Here is an 18795-nt window from a genome sequence, read left to right on the forward strand (position 1 = left end):
TATCTTAATCCTGTTAACATTGTCCCTTGCCGCCGCACCGGAGACCGGAATGAACTATGTCCTCGCCCTTTTCCTGCCGCCGCTCTCGATCCTTCTGACCGGGCGGCCGATCCTGTCGATCGTCGTCTTCCTGATCTGGATTCCGGCGATCATCTTTTCGGGCGGGCTGACGCATCCGATGTTCATCGCGCTGGCCTGGATCCTGATTTACCAATCCGGCGAAGAGCGCAGGACGCGGCGCATCGAACGCAGCGGCAGGACCGATTGAGGCCCCCCAAAACACCTCAAACGTTACCCAAAGGTAAAAACGTCTCTGTAACCCCTTGATATTCCTATGGGCCAACGCTGTCCACGCGTGGACACCCCCTCAGGCCACCTGAAGGCCCCGGCTCCAGACGCCCCTCAGCAGGGGCACCTGTCCCGATACCCCAAAGCGCATCAGATCGGCCCGCTTGCCTGTCGCCAGCACCCCCCGGTCGTCCAGCCCCACCGCCTCGGCGGGGGCCTTGGTCACGGTCGCGAGGCCCCGTGGCAGATCGCCCCAGATCTCGCCCAGCCTGACCGCCGCCAGCAGCAGCGCCGCCGGAACATAATCGGAGGAGACGATGTCCAGCAGGTCCAGCCGCGCCAGCTCCTCCGCCGCCACGTTGCCGGAATGCGAGCCGCCCCGGATCAGGTTGGGCGCCCCCATCATCACCGCGATGCCATGTGTCCGGCAGGCCCGCGCCGCCTCGGCGCTGGTCGGGAACTCCGCCAGCCGGATGCCATAGCCCGCCGAGGTCTCGACCTGCGCGCGCGTGGTGTCGTCATGGCTGGCCAGCACCGCCCCGAACCGCGCCGCCTCTGCCACGGTCGCCGCCTCATGCGCCGCACCATAACGGTCGCGCAGGGCCTTCAACTCGGCGATATGTTCGATGACCTCGGCGTCCGACAGCCCCAGTCTGCCCTTCTTGTAGGCCATGAGCTTGTCGATATCCCGAAACTGCCGCTGCCCCGGCGTGTGATCCATCAGGCTGACCAGCCCGACGCGGTCCTCGCGCCCGAACTCTGCCAGTTCCTCAACCAATGTCTCCGAGCAGACCTCGGCCCGCAGGTGCAGGAAATGACTGATCTTGAGCATGTCGGCGGCGCGCAGATCCAGCATTTCCCGCGACAGCGCCCGCGCGTATTTCAGGTAACGCCCGCGCCCGGACGGAATGGACCCGATCCGCATGGCATCGAACACCGTGGTGATCCCGGTCGAGGCCAGTTCCGCATCATGCGCCACGATGGCCGCCGCATGGGGCCAATCGACCCCCGGACGCGGCTGGATGTGGCGTTCCAGATTGTCGGTGTGCAGTTCGATCATCCCCGGCGCGAGGTAATCGCCGCCGCAATCCACCGCGCCCGCGGGCACCGATGCCCCCTCGCCCATCCCGGCGATGACTCCGTTTTCAGCACGTACCCAGCCGCGCGCCACCCGGTCAGGCAGCACCAGTGTCGCATTGGCAAGCGTGAGCCCGTCTGTCACGTCCGCGTTACACGCATTGGCCATAGGCCCGGAGAGAGTGGAGGTCGTCATGCATTTCTCCCGTTACGCTGTCTACGTGACCCTTCCAAAGGGTCCGCTGTCTGAATTCGGTGCTCAATGGCTGGGGTGGAACGCCGCAACCGGCGAACGCCCCGATGCCCCGATGATCCACGGTCTGCCGATGCCTGCCCATGACATTACCGACACGCCGCGCAAATACGGGTTGCACGGCACCATAAAACCGCCGTTCCGCCTTGCGGACGGGCACAGTTTCAACGCGCTGCACGATGGGTTCGCCGCGTTCTGCGCCGCGCATGGGCCGGTGACACTGGACGGTCTGGCGCTGACCCGGCTGGGCAGCTTTCTGGCGCTGACGCCAGTGGGGGACACGGACGCGCTGACGACGCTCGCCGCGCGGGCGGTTGAGACACTGGACCCGTTCCGCGCGCCGCCGACAGAGGCCGAGATGGCCAAGCGCCGCAAGTCCGGCCTCAGTGACCGGCAGAACGCCCTGCTGGCGCAATGGGGCTATCCCTATGTCATGGACCAGTTCCGCTTTCACATCACGCTGAGCGGTCGGCTGGGCACGGCGGATGCCGAACAGGTCCGCGCCGCGCTGTTGCCGTATATCGACCAGCGCCTGCCGCGTCCGTTCTCGGTGGATGCGCTGACGCTGTGCGGCGAGGATCAGACCGGATATTTCCACGAATTGCACCGTTACCCCCTTTGCGGCTGAAGCCGGGTCAGGATCGTGTTCACCGTTTGCTCCAGCGGGCCGGTGTTCTCGACGCTGATCACCGGCAGACCCTTGGGCAGGGGCGACGCTGTACGGCGCAGCCGGTCCGCGATCTGGTCGGCGGTTTCGCGGCCCCGCCCGGCCAGACGCTGCGCCAGCACCTCAACCGGCGCGGCCAGCGACAGGACGGCAAACCCGGCAAAGCGCGCCTGAGCCCGCGCAAGCACCCCGCGCGACAGGTTGGCCAGCACATCGCGGCCCTGCGCGATCTCGGAATCGACCTCGGTCGGAATACCATAGGCCAGCCCATGCGCCCGCCACGACAGGGCAAACCCTCCGGCGGTTTCGATCCGGTCAAACTCTGCCCCCGAGACGCGGATATGATCCTCTCCGCCCGCCTCTTCGGGGCGGGTGATCCTGCGGCGCGCAACCACAAAGCGCGGATCGCGCGCGGACAGCGCCGCCATCACGCTGTCCTTTCCGACACCCGAAGGACCGACAACAGCGATGAAGCGCCCCGCCGTCATGCCGCCAGTCCGGGCGTGAATTGCGTCACGTCGATTTCGCGGTCGCAGACCCGCTCGCGCGCTGCCTGATCGTGAAAGATGCCGACAATGGCCGCGCCGCGCGCCTTGGCCTCTTCGATGAGGGCCAGCACGGTTTCGCGGTTTGCGGCGTCCAGAGAGGCGGTCGGCTCATCCAGCAGCAACGCCGGATAGGCATGGGCAAACCCGCGCGCGATGTTCACGCGCTGCTGTTCGCCGCCGGAAAAGGTGGTGGGCGACAACGACCAGAGCCGCTCTGGAATGCGCAACCGGGTGAGCAGCGCGCGCGCCCGGTCCCGCGCCGCATCACGGTCGACGCCGACGGCAAGCAGCGGCTCTGCTACCACGTCCAGTGTCGGCACCCGTGGCACCACGCGCAGGAACTGGCTGACATAGCCCAACACCTCGCGGCGCAGGCGGATGATCTCACGCGGTTCGGCCCGCGCCACGTCCACCCCGCCCACCATGATGCGGCCAGAGGCGGCAAGGTAGTTGCCGTAAATCATCCGCATCAGTGTCGACTTCCCCGCGCCCGAGGCCCCGGTCAGCGCCACGCACGCGCCCCGGTCGACGCTCAGCGAGGCGCCGTCCATCACCCGGATCACCGCCGCGCCCTGATTGTGCAGGGTGAATGTCTTGGACAGGTCGCGAATGTCGATCATGGCGCTCATAGCCAATCCTTCCATTTGAAGAACACGTACGTTCCCAGCGCCGATCCGGCCATCAACCCGGTGGCGATCAGGTAGCCGTATTTCTGGCCCAGCCCCGGCAGCACCTCAAAGTTCATGCCATAGACAGAGGCCACCAGCGTCGGCGGCAGGAACAGCACCGCAACCACCGACAGGGTGCGGTTTGCGTTGCTCTGATCCAGATTGACCATGCCAAGGACCACATCCGTCACATGGGCCACCCGCCCGGTCAGAAAGTCAGAGTGAACCACCAATGAGCGGATGTCCCGCGTATGCGCCTTGAGCACCGATTGCAGGTTCTGACCGGATTTTTTGGGGATGTTCAGCGAAAAGGTGGTCAGCGCCCGTTCCAGCGTCAGCAGCGACAGCCGGTAGCTGGCCAGTTCCTCACCCCGTTTCCCGACGGCGCGCAGCGTCGTCTTCAGCTCTTCTTCGGGTTCGTCCCGCTCAAACAGGTCGCGCGCGGCAGCGTCCAGCGCCCGGCCGGCGCCCTCCAGCAGGTCGGCAATACGCGAGACGATTTCCTCGATCAGGCCAAGGAACAGGTGCAGCGGCCCGCCACATCCGGATGCGGTCAGCGCCGCATGATCCGGGAACGTCTCAAAGCTGCGGGGGGCGTGATAGCGGACGGTGACCATGCGAGTCGGCGTCAGCAAAAAGGCGACCGGGCCAAAGCTGCGCCGCTTGTCCGCGTCCAGTCCGGGCAGCATGACGGTCAGCACCTCCGTGTCGCCCTCGCGGTAGAGCCGGTTCGAGACCTCGATCTCTTCCATGTCGTCCAGCGACGGCACCTGAACGCCCAGCGCCTCGACCGCCGCGACCTGCTCTGCCGAGGGGTTATGGAGATCGATCCAATGCGCGGGCTCGGGGGACGCGTCGGGTGCAAGCGGGTGCAGGCGATTGTCGGCAATGTGATACGCATACATCATCAGACTTGTAGTACCGATGAAACAAGGAGCTGGGTATAGGCGTGTTGCGGATCGTCCAGAACCTGATCGGTCAGACCCGCCTCGACCACATGCCCGTCTTTCATCACCATCAAGCGGTCCGCCAGCAGGCGCACAACGGCAAGGTCGTGGGTGACGATGATCGCGCTCAACCCCATTTCGCGCACCAAGCCGCGCAACAGATCCAGCAAACGCGCCTGAACAGAGACATCCAGACCGCCGGTCGGTTCGTCCATGAAGACAAGGCGCGGCCCGGTCACAAGGTTGCGGGCGATTTGCAGGCGTTGCTGCATGCCGCCGGAAAAGGCGGTGGGGCGGTCGTCGATGCGGGTGGCGTCGATCTCGACCCGGCCCAGCCAATCCTCGGCCGCCTCGCGGATCTCACCGTAGTGGCGCGCGCCGACGGCCATCAGCCGTTCCCCCACGTTGCCCCCTGCGCTGACGTTCATGCGCAGCCCGTCGCGGGCGTGCTGGTGGACAAAGGCCCAGTCGGTGCGGCCCAGCATCCGGCGTTCGGCTTCCGACATGGTGACGGTGTCGCGCAGCCCCTCGGCACGGGTGTCGAACAGGACGCGCCCCGCGTCGGGCACCAGATGCCCCGCCATGCAGTTGAGCAGCGTTGATTTGCCCGACCCGCTTTCGCCCACGATCCCCATGACCTCACCGGGCCAGAGATCGAAACTCACATCCGCACAACCGATACGGGCACCGTAGCGCCTTGTCAGGTTTTCGACCTTGAGCAGCGGTGTCATGCGGCAGCCTCCGAGGCGGCCTTGGCCCCCACATGCCCCGCCGCCCGGCGCGCGCGGCAGAAATCCGTGTCCGAGCAGACAAACATGCGCCCTCCTTCGTCATCCACGATCACCTCGTCCAGATAGCTGTGCTCTGCCGCGCACAGATCGCAGGCGGCATCGGCCTTGGTCGCCTCAAAGGGGAAGTCGCGGAAATCGAGGCTGACAACCTCGGTGTAAGGCGGCAGCGCATAGATGCGTTGTTCACGCCCCGCGCCGAAAAGCTGGATCGCCGCATTGCCTGACATCTTGGGGTTGTCGAACTTGGGGATCGGCGAAGGGTCCATGACATAGCGCCCCTCAACCCTGACCGGATAGGCGTAGGAGGTGGCGATCTGCCCGTGCCGCGCGATGTCCTCATACAGCTTTACATGCATCAGCCCGTAGTCCTCCAGCGCGTGCATCTTGCGAGTCTCGATCTCGGACGGTTCCAGAAAGCGCAGCGGCTCCGGGATCGGCACCTGATAGACAAGGATCTGATCCTCACGCAACGGTTCCTCCGGGATGCGGTGACGGGTCTGGATCACGCTCGCCTTGGCGGTTTCCTCGGTCGTGGCCACCCCTGCCGTGCGCTCAAAGAACTTGCGGATCGACACTGCGTTGGTGGTGTCGTCGGCCCCCTGATCAATCACCTTCAGGGTGTCCTCTGGCGTCAGGGTTGCCGCCGACACCTGCACGCCGCCGGTGCCCCAGCCATAGGGCATGGGCATCTCGCGGCTGGCAAAGGGCACCTGATAGCCGGGCACGGCAAGCCCCTTGAGAATGGCCCGGCGGATCATCCGCTTGGTCTGTTCGTCGAGGTAGGCAAAATTGTAGTTGTTCAATTCGCGCGCATTTTCGGGCGTCTGATCGAGCTTTTGTTTCACATTCTTGCCCTCTTTTCCCAATACCCCATCGGCCTGAAACCCGCGAAAGGACCGTCTCCATGTTCCCGATTGTCACTGCCCTGCTTGTCGTCTTCTGCCTTGCCCTGATCGCCAAGGTGATCCACGCGCGCAACACAAAGGGCTGACCGGCTCATTCCGCAGCCCCGGCTTGGTCGCCTGACGCCGCGCGGCGCAATTTGCGCACCAGTTCCAGTTCCGACTGGAAATCGACGTAGTGCGGCAGCTTGATGTGTTCCAGAAAGCCGGTCGCCTGAATGTTGTCCGAATGGTAGAGGACAAATTCCTCGTCCTGCGCGGGCGCACCGACGTTGTCCTCTCCCAATTCGCGCCAGCGCAGGCTGCGGTCCACCAAGGCCATTGAGATGGCCTTGCGCTCTGTCTGGCCAAAAGTCAGGCCGTAGCCACGGGTAAACTGCGGCGGTTCGGTTTTGGAGCCGGTGAACTGGTTGACCGTCTCGCATTCGGTGACTTCGATCTCTCCGATATCGATGGCAAAACCCAGTTCGGGAATGTCCATTTCCACCGCCACCGTGCCGATGCGCAACTCGCCGACAAAGGCGTGGTTGCGGGCATAGCCGCGTTGCGTCGAATAGGCCATGCCAAGGACAAACCCCTCATCGCCACGGGCCAGCGCCTGAAGGCGCAGCGCGCGCGATCCGGGCAGGTCCATCGGTTCGCGGGTCAGATCCGGGGGTGTCTTGTCCGACGGGCTTTCCTGCTGGATCACCCCTTCGCGGTTCAGAAAGCCGGTGATATGCGGCATCGGCCCTTGGCGCGGGGCGGCTTGGGGCGCGGGCAGCACCTCCCCCTCCGCCGCCAGTTTGAAATCCAGCAGGCGGTGCGTGTAGTCAAAGGTCGGCCCCAGAATCTGCCCACCCGGCGCGTCCTTGAACGTGGCCGAGATGCGCCGGATGCAGGCCATATCGGCGGTATCTATGGGCCGGGTGCCGCCAAAACGCGGCAGCGTCGTGCGATAGGCGCGGATCAGAAAGATCGCCTCGATCAGGTCGCCGCGCGCCTGTTTGATTGCCAGCGCCGCAAGGTCGGGATCGTAAAGCGACCCCTCTGTCATCACGCGGTTGACCGCCAGCTTGAGCTGCTCACGGATCTGGGCCACGGACAGTTCGGTCACGGCGGTATCGCCGCGCCGCTCTTCGGCCAGCCATGCGTGGGCATTGTCGATGGCGCGTTCGCCGCCCTTGACCGCAACATACATCGCCTAGCCCTCTACCTTGGTGCTGCGCGGCAGGGCGGCAAGCCGGTCCCCGGCGCAGAAATACGCATCCCAGCCCAGCGGGAACCGGGCGGCATTGGCCTGAAACGCCTTGGTGTCCGGCAGCGACAGCGCCGCGCAGTCGCGGATGCCCGGCCCTGTCAGCCGCGCGCCCGTTGGCAAAAGGTCAGGCCCTTCGACGATCAGCGTGGCAGAGCGGTCCGGGTAGTGCGCCTCTCCCACGCGGAACCGGCTGACAGGCTGAAGCGCGTCCCATGTGCCCAAGGCGAAATCGCAAACCTCGGCGGCCACCAGAGGCGCACCGGTGTGGAAGGTGATCCAGTCGCGCAGCGGGGCACAATCATGTGTGCCGGCCAGAAAGACGCCGGTTTCCGGATCGCACAACGTCAGGATCAGCCCCCCGGCAGCGACCGACATCGGGGCGGGCGGCGCGGCCCCCGTGACCCGCTGGATCGTGCCGGGCCGGGCCATAGCCGTCATGATGGCCCGAAAGGCGCGGGACGACTCGACCGGCGCGTCCGCGAACCCGCCCTTGAGCAAGGCTGCGTCCATCAATCCTCTCCCCGGACAAGTGTGAAAAATTCAACCTTTGTCGACGCGGCCTTGGCGGCGCGGTCCTGCACGTGGGCAGAGGATTGCGCCCGCAACGGGGCCAGCACCTCTGCCTCGATCTGTGCGGCCGCACCTGTTTGCATCAGCGCGTCGATCAGGGCGGCGCGTTCGGCATGGGGTTTGTCGCGCCCCTGCACATAGCCATGCCCGACCGCGCCATCGTCAAGCTGAAGCGAACAGCGTGTCACCGTCATCTCACCCAGATTGAAGGGCGCGCCGGTGCCGCCCATCCGTCCGCGCACCATCGCCGCGCCGATTTCCGGCGCGCGCAGCCATGTGAATGGTGGCACCTGCCACCCCTGCCAGAGCGCCTCCAGCGCGTCCGGTTTCGACTTGGCCAGCAGGCTCATCCATTCTTTGCGCGCGGGTTCGTCGCCCATCTAGACACCTTGCAGAGTTGTCGAAATAAACATACAACTAGACAAATTATTACCGCCCGCCCGCAAACCTGACAAGTCCGTCTCTGGTGAAAGTTTCGTGACATGGCCCGCCCCGCGCTCTGGACCGCCATCCTTGACAGCCTGACCGGCGACATTGCGACGGGCCGCTATCGCCCCGGTGACAAGCTGCCGACAGAGGCGGAGCTGTCGGCGCGGTTCGGGGTGAACCGCCACACCGTGCGCCGGGCCTTGCAGGCCATGGCGGAACGGGGTCTGGTCCACGCGCGGCGCGGTGCGGGCGTCTTTGTGGCTGCAAAGCCGACGGAGTATGCCCTTGGGCGGCGCGTCCGGTTCAACCAGAACCTGCGCGCCGCAGGACAGGTGCCGGGGCGTGAGATCCTGATGTCGGAAACCCGGCTGGCCGATCCGGGAGAGGCGCGCGCGCTGGGTCTGTCCCCCGGCGACCCGGTCCATGTTCATGAGACGCTGGCGACCGCCGACGGCGCGCCTATCGCGCTTGGGGTTGGGGTCTTTCCCGCTGACCGCCTGCCTGACCTGCCCAAGGCTCTGCACGCCTTTGCCACCATCACAGAGGCGCTCGCCGCCTGTGGAGTGCCTGACTATACCCGCGCCTCGACCCGCGTGACCGCCCATCTGGCCACCCCGACGCAGGCCGCCCGCCTGAGGTTGACCGAAGGCGCGCCGCTGCTGCGCACCACCAGCGTGAACATCGACGCTGACGGGGTGCCGATCGAATACGGCAAGACGTGGTTCGCCGGTGACCGCGTGACCCTGACGTTGGACGTGTGACGCCCGACAGCCCTTGTTTTCATGGAAGATATGACACGTCCTGTCACTACGCTGATACAATACAAGCGTAGGTAGTTCGGACAAAAACTGTCCGGAGCAATTTCATGCCCATCGCTCCCTCTTCTTTGCGCCTGACGGGCGCCACGGTTCTACGCGACGGCGCTTTGCAGGCGCGGTCCGTCGCGATCAAGGACGGGCGAATTACCAAAGGCCCCCTGCCCGAGGTCGACCTGAGCGGCTATTACATCCTGCCGGGGATCATCGACCTGCATGGCGACGCGTTCGAACGGCATCTTGCCCCCCGGCCCTCTGCGCCGTTTCCGTTGCGCACCGCTCTGCGGGCGACAGACCGCGACGCGGCGGCAAACGGCGTCACCACCGCATGGATGGCGCATAGCTGGAGCTGGGAGGGCGGGGCCCGTGGCCCCGACCATGCCGAGGCGTTTCTGGAGGCGGTCGACACCTATGCCGATGAGGCCCTGACCGACCTGCGGGTGCAGATCCGCTGCGAAACCCACACCGTCCACACCGCCGACCGGCTGCTGGCCGCCGTGCGCCGCCACCGGGTCGATTACGTGGTGTTCAACAATCACCTCGACGAGGCGGCGCAACTGGCAGAGGTGGACAGATCGCGGCTGGCGCTTTGGGCGCAGCAGGCGGGCCGCTCTGTCGATGAGCACATGGCACAGGTCCACGCGGCGCGCGCACAGAAACGAGACGTGCCGCGCTATCTCTGCCGCCTTGCCGAGGCCTTTGACACCTTGGGCGTCGCCTATGGCAGCCACGACGACCGCGATGGCGAAACGCGTGAGTACTACTCACAAATCGGCGCAAAGATTTGCGAATTCCCGACCCGACGCGCTGCTGCGGCGCTGGCGCGTGCCGTGGGCGACCCGATCCTGATGGGCGCCCCAAACGTCGTGCGCGGTGGCTCTCAATCCGGCAACATCGCCGCGCGGGACCTGATCGAGGAACGGCTGTGTGACGCTCTGGTCTCGGACTACTATTACCCGGCGCTGTTGCAGGCGGCCTTTCGGTTGGTCGATGACGGCGTGGCGGACCTGCCCCGCGCCTGGGCGATGATCTCGACCACTCCGGCAGACATCCTGCGGATGCCCGACCGGGGCAGGATCGACTATGGACGCCGTGCGGATCTGGCGGTGGTCAACGCGCGGACCCGCGCAGTTGAGGCGACCATCTGCGGCGGACGGATCACCCATCTGGCGGGCGAAGCGGCGCACCGTTTTCTGGGGGCGGGACGCAACCTGAGGTTGGCCGCCGAGTGAACGCCGGTGCTCGCCCCCCAGAGAGGTTGGTCATCGGCCTTAATGCTTAACGCCCGCCCTCTTTGCCCTTGATCAGGCGGCGGCGCAGGATGCCCGAAGCCCAGTCCATGAAGATCACCATCAGGACAATCAGCACGATGTAATAGCTGACCTCTTCCCAGTCTTTCTGGGTGATGATCGCCTGTGTCAGCATCAGGCCGATGCCGCCCCCGGTGATCGCGCCGATGATGGTCGCCGAACGGGTGTTCGATTCGAGGTAGTACAGCACCTGGCTGAGCAGCACCGGCGTGATCTGCGGGAGGACGCCAAAGCGGTAGCGCTGCAACGGCTTGGCCCCGGTCGAAGCGACGCCGTCGATCTGCCGCCGGTCGACGTTTTCAAGCGCCTCGGAGAACAGCTTGCCCAGCGATCCGCTGTCGGTCAGCAGGATTGCCAGCGCGCCGGTCAGGGGGCCGGGACCAAAGGCGCGGCTGAGCAGGATGGTAAAGATCAGCGCATCCACACCGCGCACAAAATCAAAGGCGCGCCGCACCAGTTGCCGCACGACGACAAAAGGAGTGAAGTTCTTTGCCGCCAGAAAGGCCAGCGGCAGGGCCACCAACGCCGCCCCCATGGAGCCCAGAAAGGCCATCAGGATCGTCTCACCAATGGCCCATGCGACCTTGCCGTGATGCCACAGAGGATTGCCCCAGAAGTCCTGCCACGCGCCCGCGATGTTGGACCGGTCGGGATCAATCTGCGGACCAAAGGCGACCTGAAAGACAGAATGATCGTGATAGGGACTGTCGAGCGTAAACCAGAACAGCTCCCAGCCAAAAAAGTAACGGAACACCTCGGTCTTGGCGCGGGTCATGGTCATCCGTCCCGCCTCTGTCCGGATATCGAGACGCGTGCCGGAATAGCTGATCCAGTCGGGGATGTCGGACTCTGGCACGTCGATCACAACGCTTGGCTCCAGCTTGGCCGTGATGGCTCCGAACTCCGGGTGATGATAGATCGCGGTCTTGTGCGGCAAAAAGACGACGCTGTGCCCCTTGGGCAGGTCAATGGTGACCGTCTCGCCGTCCGCCACCACCCAATCGGGTGTCCGCCCCTCCGGCCATGTGGCGGGCCGCTCGCCCTCCTTGGCGACGGTCAGGTCACCGGTCCGATTGTTGCGGGTAACGTGGGTCTTGTAGCTATAGGTATCGCGGATCAGTGTCATCGCGTTGTCCAGACGCGCCCGGTCCGCCAGCCCCATCACGTCGAAGGCAAAGAAGATATAGGTCAGGTACAGCAGGATCACCGCCGGCACCCCGGCAGAGATCAGGCGCTTGCGCCGGAACATCATTTGCGCGGCGTCCTGGCGGTCGATCAGCGAAAGCGTGGTGTCAGTCATGACTTGGCCCCTTCGCTCAACCGGTTGCGCAGGGCGGATGAGATATTGTCGACCACAACGATGGTCACAAAGAGCAGAATGAAGATCGCCGCCGCCTCATCAAAACGCCCCGGTCCCCATGACATCGAGTTGCGCAGTTCATAGCCGATGCCGCCCGCGCCAACGAAGCCAAGGATGGCCGAGGCGCGGATATTGATCTCGAACCGCAGCAACCCGTAGCTGAGGTAGTTCGGCGCGACCTGTGGCATCACGCCCAGCAGCATTTTCTGGCACCAGTTCGATCCGACCGAGGACAGGCCGTCGACCGGTTTCAGGTCGGCGTTTTCATTTACTTCCGAGTACAGCTTGCCCAGTGCGCCAGCGGTGTGCAGGGCAATGGCGATCATCGCCGGGATCGGCCCGCTGCCCAGCATGTAGATCAAGACCAGCGCCACCACGATTTCCGGCAAGGCGCGGGACACGTCCATGACACGACGAAAGACCGGGATCAGCGGCGGCCACAGCGCCATGCCCCGCGTCGACAACAGCGACAGCAACAGGCCAAGCCCCGCCCCCAGCAGGGTGGCGACGGCGGCGATGTTCAGCGTCTCGATCAGGTCGGGCAGGTATCGCCACAACAGGCCGAGCATGTCGGCACGCTTTTCCCAAGCCTCGGACACGACATCGGCCGGGAAGTCAAAGATGCGGTGCAGACCGTCAAAGAAGCCGCCCGCGTTCCGTGCATTGGCCACGCGAAAGCCGGACACCAGCAGGATCACAAAGATCAGGATGGCTATGCCGCTATACAGCCGCTTTTGGCGCACCATGGCGAAATAGCCGTCTTGCGTCTCGGCAAGCGGTGTACCGCCCTGCGTGATATCTGTCATTCGCCCTGCCCTCATGTGAGAACCCCGCCCGGTCGGGGCGGGGTTCGGTGTCATCGTCCGATCAGGGGATCAGCCGTCGACCTTTGCCTTGCGCACGGCGATGATGGTCTCATAGGCCTCGTGCGAGATCGGCTCAAAACCGGCGGTGTCGCCGAAGGCCACGTTGTAGGCACAGTCCTTGTCCTTGGCGTAGAGACCCAGCACCAGTGCCTGAACCTTGGCCTTGACGTCCTCAGGCAGGGCCTTGCGGATGGTCACGGGGCCTTCGGGGATCGGCTTGGACTTCCAGATTTCGACCAGCTCGTTCATGTCGACCAGACCGTTGTCCACGGCGCGACGCAGAGCGCCCGAGTTATACCCGTCTTCCCAGTTGCCCAGACCGTCAGCCCAGGTCACACCAGCGTCGATATCGCCATTGTGGACGGCGACGATGGTCTGCTCATGTCCGCCGGTGAACTTGACCTCGCCAAAGAAATCGCCCGACTCCATGGTCACATCGTACTGGGCGGGGATCTCGACGGAGGGGATCAGATAGCCCGAGGTCGAGTTCGGATCCCCAAAGCCGAAAACCTTGCCTTCGAGGTCTTCGATCTTGGTCACGCCGCTGTCTTTGCGGGCGAAACCGATAGAGTGGTACGCATATGACCCGTCGAGGTTGGTCTTGACGGCAAAAGGCTCACCGGCTTCGGGGTCTTGCAAGTACAGGGCGGCGTAGGACGACGCGCCGAACCATGCCAGATCAAGGGTGCCGCCTAGAAAACCCTGAATCACGCCGTTGTAGTCGGCGGGGGTGAACAGCTTGACCTCAACGCCCAGCTCTTCGCTGATGTAGTCGGCAAAGCACTGATAGTTGTTCAGACGGCTCTGGACGTTGTCGCCGCCCAGAATACCGATGCGGAACTCGGTGATGGCGTGGCTGTCTGCAAAGGCCGGGGCGGCCAGCGCGGTGGTTGCTGCAAGGGTTGCAAGAAGCTTTTTCATCGTCTTCCTCTCTGGTTGGTGGCCCCCGCCAACCTTTGGGCAAGGGGGATGAAACCTGGTCAGCGGCGCTCAGGCGGGCAGGATTTCCCGCCCGGTCTCAAGCGCGGCAATGTCAGTGGAGGTCGCGGCCTCGGAGAACCCGGCACCGGCCCCATAGATGTCGCGGGCCACGCCGGTGGTCAGTTGCTCGGGCGTGCCGTCAAAGACCACGCGCCCCTTGCGCATCCCGATCACCCGGTCGCAGTAGCGGCGCGCGGTATCCAGCGTGTGCAGGTTGGCGATGACCATGCGGCCGTCCTCGTCATGGATGCGGCGCAATGCGTCCATGACGACCTGTGCGTTCATCGGGTCCAGTGAGGCGATGGGCTCATCCGCGAGAATGATCTGCGGGTCCTGCATCAGGGCGCGCGCGATGGCGACCCGCTGTTGCTGTCCGCCTGACAATGCCTCAGCCCGTTTGGGTGCGTTTTCAGCGATGCCCAGCCGGTCGAGGATCTCAATCGCGCGGTGAATATCCTCGGTCGGGTACAGGTTGAACAGCGTCGCGAGGGTCGAGCGCCGGTTCAGCGTTCCATGCAGCACGTTCGACACGACGTCCATGCGCGGGACGAGGTTGAACTGCTGAAAGATCATCGCGCATTCGGATTGCCACTGGCGTTTCGCCTTGCCCGTCAATTGCGTCACATCGCGGTCCTTGAACCAGACCGCCCCTTCAGAGGCGTCGGCCAGTCGGTTGATCATCCGCAACAGCGTGGATTTTCCGGCACCAGAGGCACCGATGACCCCGATCATCGCGGGTTTTTCAATGGCGAAACTGACGTTGTCCACGGCAGCGTTAACGCCAAAGCGCTTGGTCAGCTTGTCGATGCGTAACACACAGATCCCCCATGTCTCTGAAGCCGCGTGCTAAGCATCGGGCTTGTCCGTTCCGTGACGGTTGCGCAAAATTTTTGTAACGCTGACGCCGCCCGAGGCTCTGCGCACAGGCATTCCGGTGCGCCGGTGATCAGCCATGCAATGACTCGAAGGCGGCTATGCAGCACCGGCTCTGGCGCTGCACCGCAGCAAGACCTAGGTTGAGCGCCAAGGGGAGGACCTCCAACCACTCAAGCAGGAGTCCCGAAATGGCTAATGTTCACACCACCATCGCACCCAGCGGCAACATCTTCGCCGGTTTCTTTTCGTCGATCTTCAACGTATTGATGGCGATCGCAGAAGCAAATCCGCGCCTGAAAGAAGTCGAACGCCTGAACGCAATGTCCGATGACCAACTGGCCCGCCGCGGCCTCAAGCGCGAAGACATCGTGCATCACGTGTTCCGCGACTGCATGTACGTCTGAGCTTGCCCACCGCCCTGTCGGGCGGCCTGAAATCGGCCGGAACCGGCCCGATCAAGACAGCCGCGCTCGACCCCGAGCGCGGCGTCATCGTTTTTGCGCCCGCGATTCATGCCCCTTGGACAAAGACGATGCCCGGCGTCGGACACTGGATAAAGACCCGAGAGTCGCATCCCGCCTCCGCCCGCCCGTTCCCCGCAACATGACCGGCAGGCGCGGCCATCACCGCCGGGTCGCCGAACGGGATCACCGTACAGATGCCATTTGGCAGGCTGGATGAACTGCGCCCGATCCTTTTGAAGGTTCGGAACATCGCTGCCAACGCGACGCTCTCTTCGGGCGGGGCATGTTCGCTACGTCGTGGCCGGTGCCGTCCGCGCCGTAGGGCAGCCACGTGCCATGCCGGGTGCCTATGTGTCCATGCGCCCATGCGTCCGATGGCAGGTACTGCGGCCACAGCCCGAAACCGCACAAGGCCCAAAAAAATGGCGACAATTTCATGCGAAACCGCGGTTTTCCCCGGCCCATGAAAAAGGCCGCCCGTTTGGGCGGCCTTCCGAAATCTCGTGATGCCTGCGGGCGAACGCCCGGCAGATATCAGTTCTGGGCGTAGAATTCGATGACGAGGTTGGGTTCCATCAGCACCGCGTAAGGCACGTCGCCCAACTGCGGGGTGCGAACGAACGTCGCCGTCATCTTGGAGTGGTCCGCCTCGATGTAATCGGGGACGTCACGCTCGGGCAACTGGGTGGCCTCGATCAGCGCGGCGATCTGGCGGGACTTCTCACGCACTTCGATCACGTCGCCTTCTTTCACGCGGTACGACGGGATGTTCACGCGCTTGCCGTTCACCAGCACGTGGCCGTGGTTCACGAACTGGCGCGCCGCAAAGACGGTGGCCACGAACTTGGCACGGTACACAACCGCGTCGAGGCGACGCTCGAGCAGACCAATGAGGTTTTCACCGGTGTCGCCCTTCATACGCTCGGCTTCGGCGAAGATGCGGCGGAACTGCTTTTCCGTCAGGTCGCCGTAGTAACCTTTGAGCTTTTGCTTGGCGCGCAGCTGGAGGCCGAAATCGGAAATCTTCTGCTTGCGGCGCTGGCCGTGCTGGCCGGGGCCGTATTCGCGGCGGTTCACCGGGGACTTCGGACGGCCCCAGATGTTTTCGCCCATGCGGCGGTCGATCTTGTACTTGGCAGTCGTGCGTTTGGTCACGGCTGATCTCCTTCGTTTATGTTGTCGAAGGGCGTTGTCCTCTCCCCGGAACGGGCCGGAGTGACAGGCATTCCCTTGCGGGGGCCACCAACACCAATGAAGGCGCGCTTATACAGCCGCGCGATGGCGTGTCAAGCACGCGGAGATGGACCGGAACAATTTGAACCGAAGGAGAGCTTTAACAGTTGCTTCACGCCTGGGGATGCAAATGGGGCAGGACCACGGCACGGAGGCGGAAGTGGCGAAATCTGCAGCATTCGATGGCGCGGCGCGCAATGCGCTGGAACACGCGGTCATGGCGCGCGATGCCTCAATTATAGACATCGTGCGGCGTTCGATCCAGCACCGGCAGGTCCTGCTGGCCTTTCAGCCGGTGATACAGGCAAAGGCGCGGGATCGGATCGCCTTTCATGAGGGGTTGATTCGCGTTCTGGACGAAACCGGACGGATCATTCCCGCCGCCGATTTCATCGAAACCGTCGAAGAGACGGAATACGGGCGCATGCTGGATTGTATCGCTCTTGAAAAAGGGTTGGCAGAACTGGCGCAGACGCCGGGATTGCGGCTGTCGATCAACATGTCCGCCCGGTCCATCGGCTATCGGAAATGGACGCGCACCCTGTCCCGCGGGCTGGAAAAAGATCCCACCGTGGCCGAACGGTTGATCCTTGAAATCACCGAAAGCTCGGCGATGCTGGTGCCGGAACTGGTGGTCAGCTTCATGGATGACCTGCAAAGCCGGGGCATCTCCTTTGCCATTGACGATTTTGGCGCCGGATACACCGCCCTGCGCCATTTCAAGGACTTCCGCTTTGATATCCTCAAGATCGACGGCCAGTTCTGTAGCGGCATCGCAACCGATCCGGACAATCAGGTGCTGGTTGGCGCGATGATCAAGATCGCCGAACAATTCGACATGTTCACCGTTGCCGAGAAGGTCGAGACACCGACCGATGCGGACTGCCTTGCGGCGCTTGGCGCGGATTGCCTACAGGGTTTCCTCTTTGCGGCCCCCAGCGTCCGCCCGGCATGGCGTCAGCAAGGCAAAGACCGCCGGTTCGGCTAAGCGGGACTGCGCGTCGCCCAATGGTCGGGCGATTCTTGCATAGCGGGTTTGCACCTGCGCCTGAGACACCCTGTCCAGTTCTTATGACGCAACCTTTCCGCTATTCCACATGCCGACAAGCGAGGAAGAGAAGGGGCCGCACCCGGCGGACCCGCGTCTTGCCCTGATGCACCCGCTTGCCTGGAGGACAACACATGACCAATGTCGTTATCGCAAGCGCCGCCCGGACGCCGGTGGGCTCGTTCTTGGGGTCGTTTGCGAATATTCCCGCCCATGACCTCGGTGCCACCATGCTGCAAGCACTGGTTGAGCGCGCCGGGATCGACAAGGCCGAGGTTTCGGAGACCATTCTTGGCCAGGTGCTGACCGCCGGTCAGGGCCAGAACCCCGCCCGTCAGGCGCATATCAACGCCGGCCTGCCTGAGGCGTCCGCCGCATGGGGAATCAATCAGGTGTGTGGCTCGGGTCTGCGCGCCGTGGCCCTTGCCGCGCAGCACATCCAGCTTGGCGATGCCTCGATCGTGGCCGCCGGTGGTCAGGAAAACATGTCGATGTCGACCCACTGCGCCAACCTGCGTCAGGGTCAAAAAATGGGCGACATGCAGTACATCGACACGATGATCCGCGACGGTCTTTGGGATGCCTTCAATGGCTACCACATGGGCCAGACCGCCGAGAACGTCGCCCAGCAGTGGCAGATCAGCCGCGACATGCAGGATGAATTCGCCGTCGGCTCGCAGAACAAGGCCGAAGCGGCGCAAAAGGCGGGCAAGTTCGACGATGAGATCGTCGCCTACACGGTCAAGACCCGCAAGGGCGACATCGTCGTCGACAAGGATGAGTACATCCGCCACGGCGCCACCATGGAAGCCATGCAGAAACTGCGCCCGGCCTTCACCAAGGACGGATCGGTCACCGCGGCGAACGCCTCGGGTCTGAACGATGGCGCCGCCGGTGCCTTGCTGATGTCCGCCGATGAGGCCGAAAAGCGCGGGATTGAGCCGCTGGCCCGCATCGCGTCTTATGCCACCGCTGGTCTGGACCCGAAAATCATGGGCGTCGGCCCGATCTATGCCTCGCGCAAGGCGCTGGAAAAAGCCGGATGGTCGGTGTCCGATCTGGACCTCGTCGAAGCCAACGAAGCCTTTGCCGCGCAGGCCTGCGCCGTGAACAAGGACATGGGCTGGGATCCGGCCATCGTCAACGTGAACGGCGGCGCAATCGCCATCGGCCACCCGATCGGTGCCTCGGGTGCGCGCGTCCTGAACACCCTGCTGTTCGAAATGAAGCGCCGCGGCGCCAAGAAGGGTCTTGCCACGCTGTGCATCGGTGGCGGCATGGGTGTCGCGCTCTGTGTGGAGCGCCCGTAACGCCTCTGCAAACGGATATCAGGGGCGCCAACCGGCGCCCCTTTTTTTGTGGGGAGGGCCCGGTGGACTATCGGGCGGCATAAGAGGTCGCAACAACCGGCCCGGAATTAGCGCAATATTGTTGCTCATCCCAAATTCAACGGGTAACAAAG

21 protein-coding genes are annotated in these 18795 nt (G+C 64.1%); 7 read left to right on the forward strand and 14 right to left on the reverse strand.

Annotation, left to right across the window (positions count from 1 at the left end; all coding sequences use genetic code 11):
* The first annotated feature begins 49 nt into the window (after positions 1-49).
* Positions 50-268 carry a hypothetical protein gene (locus ACN0S5_RS13855; RefSeq protein ID WP_417209162.1) on the forward strand — a complete coding sequence of 73 codons (219 nt, stop codon included), beginning with the start codon at positions 50-52 and terminating at the stop codon, positions 266-268.
* A 99-nt stretch (positions 269-367) separates the two neighbouring features.
* Here the strand turns inward: ACN0S5_RS13855 and ACN0S5_RS13860 are convergent, their stop codons facing one another.
* The gene (locus tag ACN0S5_RS13860) at positions 368-1534 is read right to left on the reverse strand and encodes an alpha-D-ribose 1-methylphosphonate 5-triphosphate diphosphatase (protein ID WP_417209235.1); all 1167 of its coding nucleotides are present in this window, start codon (positions 1532-1534) and stop codon (positions 368-370) included.
* A 25-nt stretch (positions 1535-1559) separates the two neighbouring features.
* Here ACN0S5_RS13860 and ACN0S5_RS13865 point away from each other — a divergent pair, with 25 nt between their 5' ends.
* On the forward strand, positions 1560-2246 hold the full coding sequence (locus ACN0S5_RS13865) for a DUF1045 domain-containing protein (RefSeq protein WP_417209163.1): 687 nt from the start codon (positions 1560-1562) through the stop codon (positions 2244-2246).
* Here ACN0S5_RS13865 and phnN read toward each other — a convergent pair.
* The 8 genes from phnN to phnG all read right to left on the reverse strand — a co-directional run bounded on the left by phnN (position 2228) and on the right by phnG (position 8331).
* On the reverse strand, positions 2228-2773 hold the full coding sequence (gene phnN, locus ACN0S5_RS13870) for a phosphonate metabolism protein/1,5-bisphosphokinase (PRPP-forming) PhnN (RefSeq protein WP_417209165.1): 546 nt from the start codon (positions 2771-2773) through the stop codon (positions 2228-2230). The genes ACN0S5_RS13865 and phnN overlap by 19 nt on opposite strands.
* Positions 2770-3453 (reverse strand): phosphonate C-P lyase system protein PhnL, encoded by a 684-nt coding sequence (phnL, locus tag ACN0S5_RS13875; RefSeq protein WP_417209236.1) that lies wholly within the window; start codon positions 3451-3453, stop codon positions 2770-2772. Before phnL ends, phnN begins: the two co-directional genes overlap by 4 nt.
* Before the next feature lie 5 nt (positions 3454-3458).
* Complete coding sequence (locus tag ACN0S5_RS13880) at positions 3459-4409, reverse strand: magnesium transporter CorA family protein (RefSeq protein ID WP_417209167.1); 951 nt, start codon at positions 4407-4409, stop codon at positions 3459-3461.
* The gene (gene phnK, locus ACN0S5_RS13885; RefSeq protein ID WP_417209168.1) at positions 4409-5179 is read right to left on the reverse strand and encodes a phosphonate C-P lyase system protein PhnK; all 771 of its coding nucleotides are present in this window, start codon (positions 5177-5179) and stop codon (positions 4409-4411) included. The genes ACN0S5_RS13880 and phnK overlap by 1 nt, the downstream gene beginning before the upstream one ends.
* Entirely contained in the window at positions 5176-6042 is an 867-nt protein-coding gene (locus ACN0S5_RS13890; RefSeq protein ID WP_417209239.1) for an alpha-D-ribose 1-methylphosphonate 5-phosphate C-P-lyase PhnJ, read from the reverse strand. Before ACN0S5_RS13890 ends, phnK begins: the two co-directional genes overlap by 4 nt.
* A 193-nt stretch (positions 6043-6235) precedes the next feature.
* Complete coding sequence (locus tag ACN0S5_RS13895) at positions 6236-7321, reverse strand: carbon-phosphorus lyase complex subunit PhnI (protein ID WP_417209170.1); 1086 nt, start codon at positions 7319-7321, stop codon at positions 6236-6238.
* 3 nt (positions 7322-7324) lie between these two features.
* Positions 7325-7891 (reverse strand): phosphonate C-P lyase system protein PhnH, encoded by a 567-nt coding sequence (phnH, locus tag ACN0S5_RS13900; protein ID WP_417209171.1) that lies wholly within the window; start codon positions 7889-7891, stop codon positions 7325-7327.
* Positions 7891-8331: a phosphonate C-P lyase system protein PhnG gene (gene phnG / locus ACN0S5_RS13905; protein WP_417209172.1), complete on the reverse strand. Its 441-nt coding sequence runs from the start codon at positions 8329-8331 to the stop codon at positions 7891-7893. The genes phnH and phnG overlap by 1 nt, the downstream gene beginning before the upstream one ends.
* A gap of 102 nt (positions 8332-8433) precedes the next feature.
* On the opposite strand from phnG, the gene phnF reads away from it, so the two are divergent.
* Together phnF and ACN0S5_RS13915 are read left to right on the forward strand one after the other, a co-directional pair.
* Entirely contained in the window at positions 8434-9141 is a 708-nt protein-coding gene (phnF, locus tag ACN0S5_RS13910) for a phosphonate metabolism transcriptional regulator PhnF (protein WP_417209174.1), read from the forward strand.
* 104 nt (positions 9142-9245) lie between these two features.
* A complete protein-coding gene (locus ACN0S5_RS13915) occupies positions 9246-10427 on the forward strand; it encodes an alpha-D-ribose 1-methylphosphonate 5-triphosphate diphosphatase (RefSeq protein WP_417209175.1) in 1182 nt (393 codons plus the stop codon).
* A 46-nt stretch (positions 10428-10473) separates the two neighbouring features.
* On the opposite strand, the gene phnE (ACN0S5_RS13920) is transcribed toward ACN0S5_RS13915, so the two are convergent.
* The 4 genes from phnE (ACN0S5_RS13920) to phnC all read right to left on the reverse strand — a co-directional run bounded on the left by phnE (ACN0S5_RS13920) (position 10474) and on the right by phnC (position 14528).
* On the reverse strand, positions 10474-11805 hold the full coding sequence (gene phnE, locus ACN0S5_RS13920; protein WP_417209177.1) for a phosphonate ABC transporter, permease protein PhnE: 1332 nt from the start codon (positions 11803-11805) through the stop codon (positions 10474-10476).
* The gene (gene phnE, locus ACN0S5_RS13925) at positions 11802-12671 is read right to left on the reverse strand and encodes a phosphonate ABC transporter, permease protein PhnE (protein ID WP_417209180.1); all 870 of its coding nucleotides are present in this window, start codon (positions 12669-12671) and stop codon (positions 11802-11804) included. The genes phnE (ACN0S5_RS13920) and phnE (ACN0S5_RS13925) overlap by 4 nt, the downstream gene beginning before the upstream one ends.
* A gap of 69 nt (positions 12672-12740) precedes the next feature.
* Positions 12741-13652 carry a phosphonate ABC transporter substrate-binding protein gene (gene phnD / locus ACN0S5_RS13930; RefSeq protein ID WP_417209182.1) on the reverse strand — a complete coding sequence of 304 codons (912 nt, stop codon included), beginning with the start codon at positions 13650-13652 and terminating at the stop codon, positions 12741-12743.
* A 69-nt stretch (positions 13653-13721) separates the two neighbouring features.
* A complete protein-coding gene (gene phnC / locus ACN0S5_RS13935; RefSeq protein WP_417209184.1) occupies positions 13722-14528 on the reverse strand; it encodes a phosphonate ABC transporter ATP-binding protein in 807 nt (268 codons plus the stop codon).
* A 248-nt stretch (positions 14529-14776) separates the two neighbouring features.
* Here phnC and ACN0S5_RS13940 point away from each other — a divergent pair, with 248 nt between their 5' ends.
* Entirely contained in the window at positions 14777-14992 is a 216-nt protein-coding gene (locus ACN0S5_RS13940; protein WP_417209187.1) for a DUF1127 domain-containing protein, read from the forward strand.
* A gap of 594 nt (positions 14993-15586) precedes the next feature.
* On the opposite strand, the gene rpsD is transcribed toward ACN0S5_RS13940, so the two are convergent.
* The gene (gene rpsD / locus ACN0S5_RS13945) at positions 15587-16207 is read right to left on the reverse strand and encodes a 30S ribosomal protein S4 (RefSeq protein ID WP_417209190.1); all 621 of its coding nucleotides are present in this window, start codon (positions 16205-16207) and stop codon (positions 15587-15589) included.
* 295 nt (positions 16208-16502) lie between these two features.
* Between rpsD and ACN0S5_RS13950 the strand changes: the two genes are divergently transcribed.
* Together ACN0S5_RS13950 and ACN0S5_RS13955 are read left to right on the forward strand one after the other, a co-directional pair.
* Positions 16503-17273: an EAL domain-containing protein gene (locus tag ACN0S5_RS13950; protein WP_417209241.1), complete on the forward strand. Its 771-nt coding sequence runs from the start codon at positions 16503-16505 to the stop codon at positions 17271-17273.
* Positions 17274-17467: 194 nt separating this feature from the next.
* On the forward strand, positions 17468-18643 hold the full coding sequence (locus tag ACN0S5_RS13955) for an acetyl-CoA C-acetyltransferase (RefSeq protein WP_417209192.1): 1176 nt from the start codon (positions 17468-17470) through the stop codon (positions 18641-18643).
* The last annotated feature ends 152 nt before the right edge of the window (positions 18644-18795 follow it).

This window comes from Antarctobacter sp. (genome assembly GCF_048262615.1).
Classification (GTDB): Bacteria; Pseudomonadota; Alphaproteobacteria; order Rhodobacterales; family Rhodobacteraceae; genus Antarctobacter.

Bases quoted from the DNA above. Each gene is read 5' to 3' on its own strand.
- ACN0S5_RS13955 (WP_417209192.1), top strand. From the start codon at position 17,468: ATGACCAATGTCGTTATCGCAAGCGCCGCCCGGACGCCGGTGGGCTCG.
- phnF (WP_417209174.1), top strand. From the start codon at position 8,434: ATGGCCCGCCCCGCGCTCTGGACCGCCATCCTTGACAGCCTGACCGGC.
- ACN0S5_RS13865 (WP_417209163.1), top strand. From the start codon at position 1,560: ATGCATTTCTCCCGTTACGCTGTCTACGTGACCCTTCCAAAGGGTCCG.
- ACN0S5_RS13940 (WP_417209187.1), top strand. From the start codon at position 14,777: ATGGCTAATGTTCACACCACCATCGCACCCAGCGGCAACATCTTCGCC.
- ACN0S5_RS13950 (WP_417209241.1), top strand. From the start codon at position 16,503: ATGGCGCGCGATGCCTCAATTATAGACATCGTGCGGCGTTCGATCCAG.
- phnG (WP_417209172.1), bottom strand. From the start codon at position 8,331: ATGGGCGACGAACCCGCGCGCAAAGAATGGATGAGCCTGCTGGCCAAG.
- ACN0S5_RS13860 (WP_417209235.1), bottom strand. From the start codon at position 1,534: ATGGCCAATGCGTGTAACGCGGACGTGACAGACGGGCTCACGCTTGCC.
- phnN (WP_417209165.1), bottom strand. From the start codon at position 2,773: ATGACGGCGGGGCGCTTCATCGCTGTTGTCGGTCCTTCGGGTGTCGGA.
- phnH (WP_417209171.1), bottom strand. From the start codon at position 7,891: ATGGACGCAGCCTTGCTCAAGGGCGGGTTCGCGGACGCGCCGGTCGAG.
- phnD (WP_417209182.1), bottom strand. From the start codon at position 13,652: ATGAAAAAGCTTCTTGCAACCCTTGCAGCAACCACCGCGCTGGCCGCC.
- phnL (WP_417209236.1), bottom strand. From the start codon at position 3,453: ATGATCGACATTCGCGACCTGTCCAAGACATTCACCCTGCACAATCAG.
- ACN0S5_RS13915 (WP_417209175.1), top strand. From the start codon at position 9,246: ATGCCCATCGCTCCCTCTTCTTTGCGCCTGACGGGCGCCACGGTTCTA.
- phnE (WP_417209177.1), bottom strand. From the start codon at position 11,805: ATGACTGACACCACGCTTTCGCTGATCGACCGCCAGGACGCCGCGCAA.
- ACN0S5_RS13855 (WP_417209162.1), top strand. From the start codon at position 50: ATGAACTATGTCCTCGCCCTTTTCCTGCCGCCGCTCTCGATCCTTCTG.
- phnK (WP_417209168.1), bottom strand. From the start codon at position 5,179: ATGACACCGCTGCTCAAGGTCGAAAACCTGACAAGGCGCTACGGTGCC.
- ACN0S5_RS13880 (WP_417209167.1), bottom strand. From the start codon at position 4,409: ATGATGTATGCGTATCACATTGCCGACAATCGCCTGCACCCGCTTGCA.
- ACN0S5_RS13895 (WP_417209170.1), bottom strand. From the start codon at position 7,321: ATGTATGTTGCGGTCAAGGGCGGCGAACGCGCCATCGACAATGCCCAC.
- phnE (WP_417209180.1), bottom strand. From the start codon at position 12,671: ATGACAGATATCACGCAGGGCGGTACACCGCTTGCCGAGACGCAAGAC.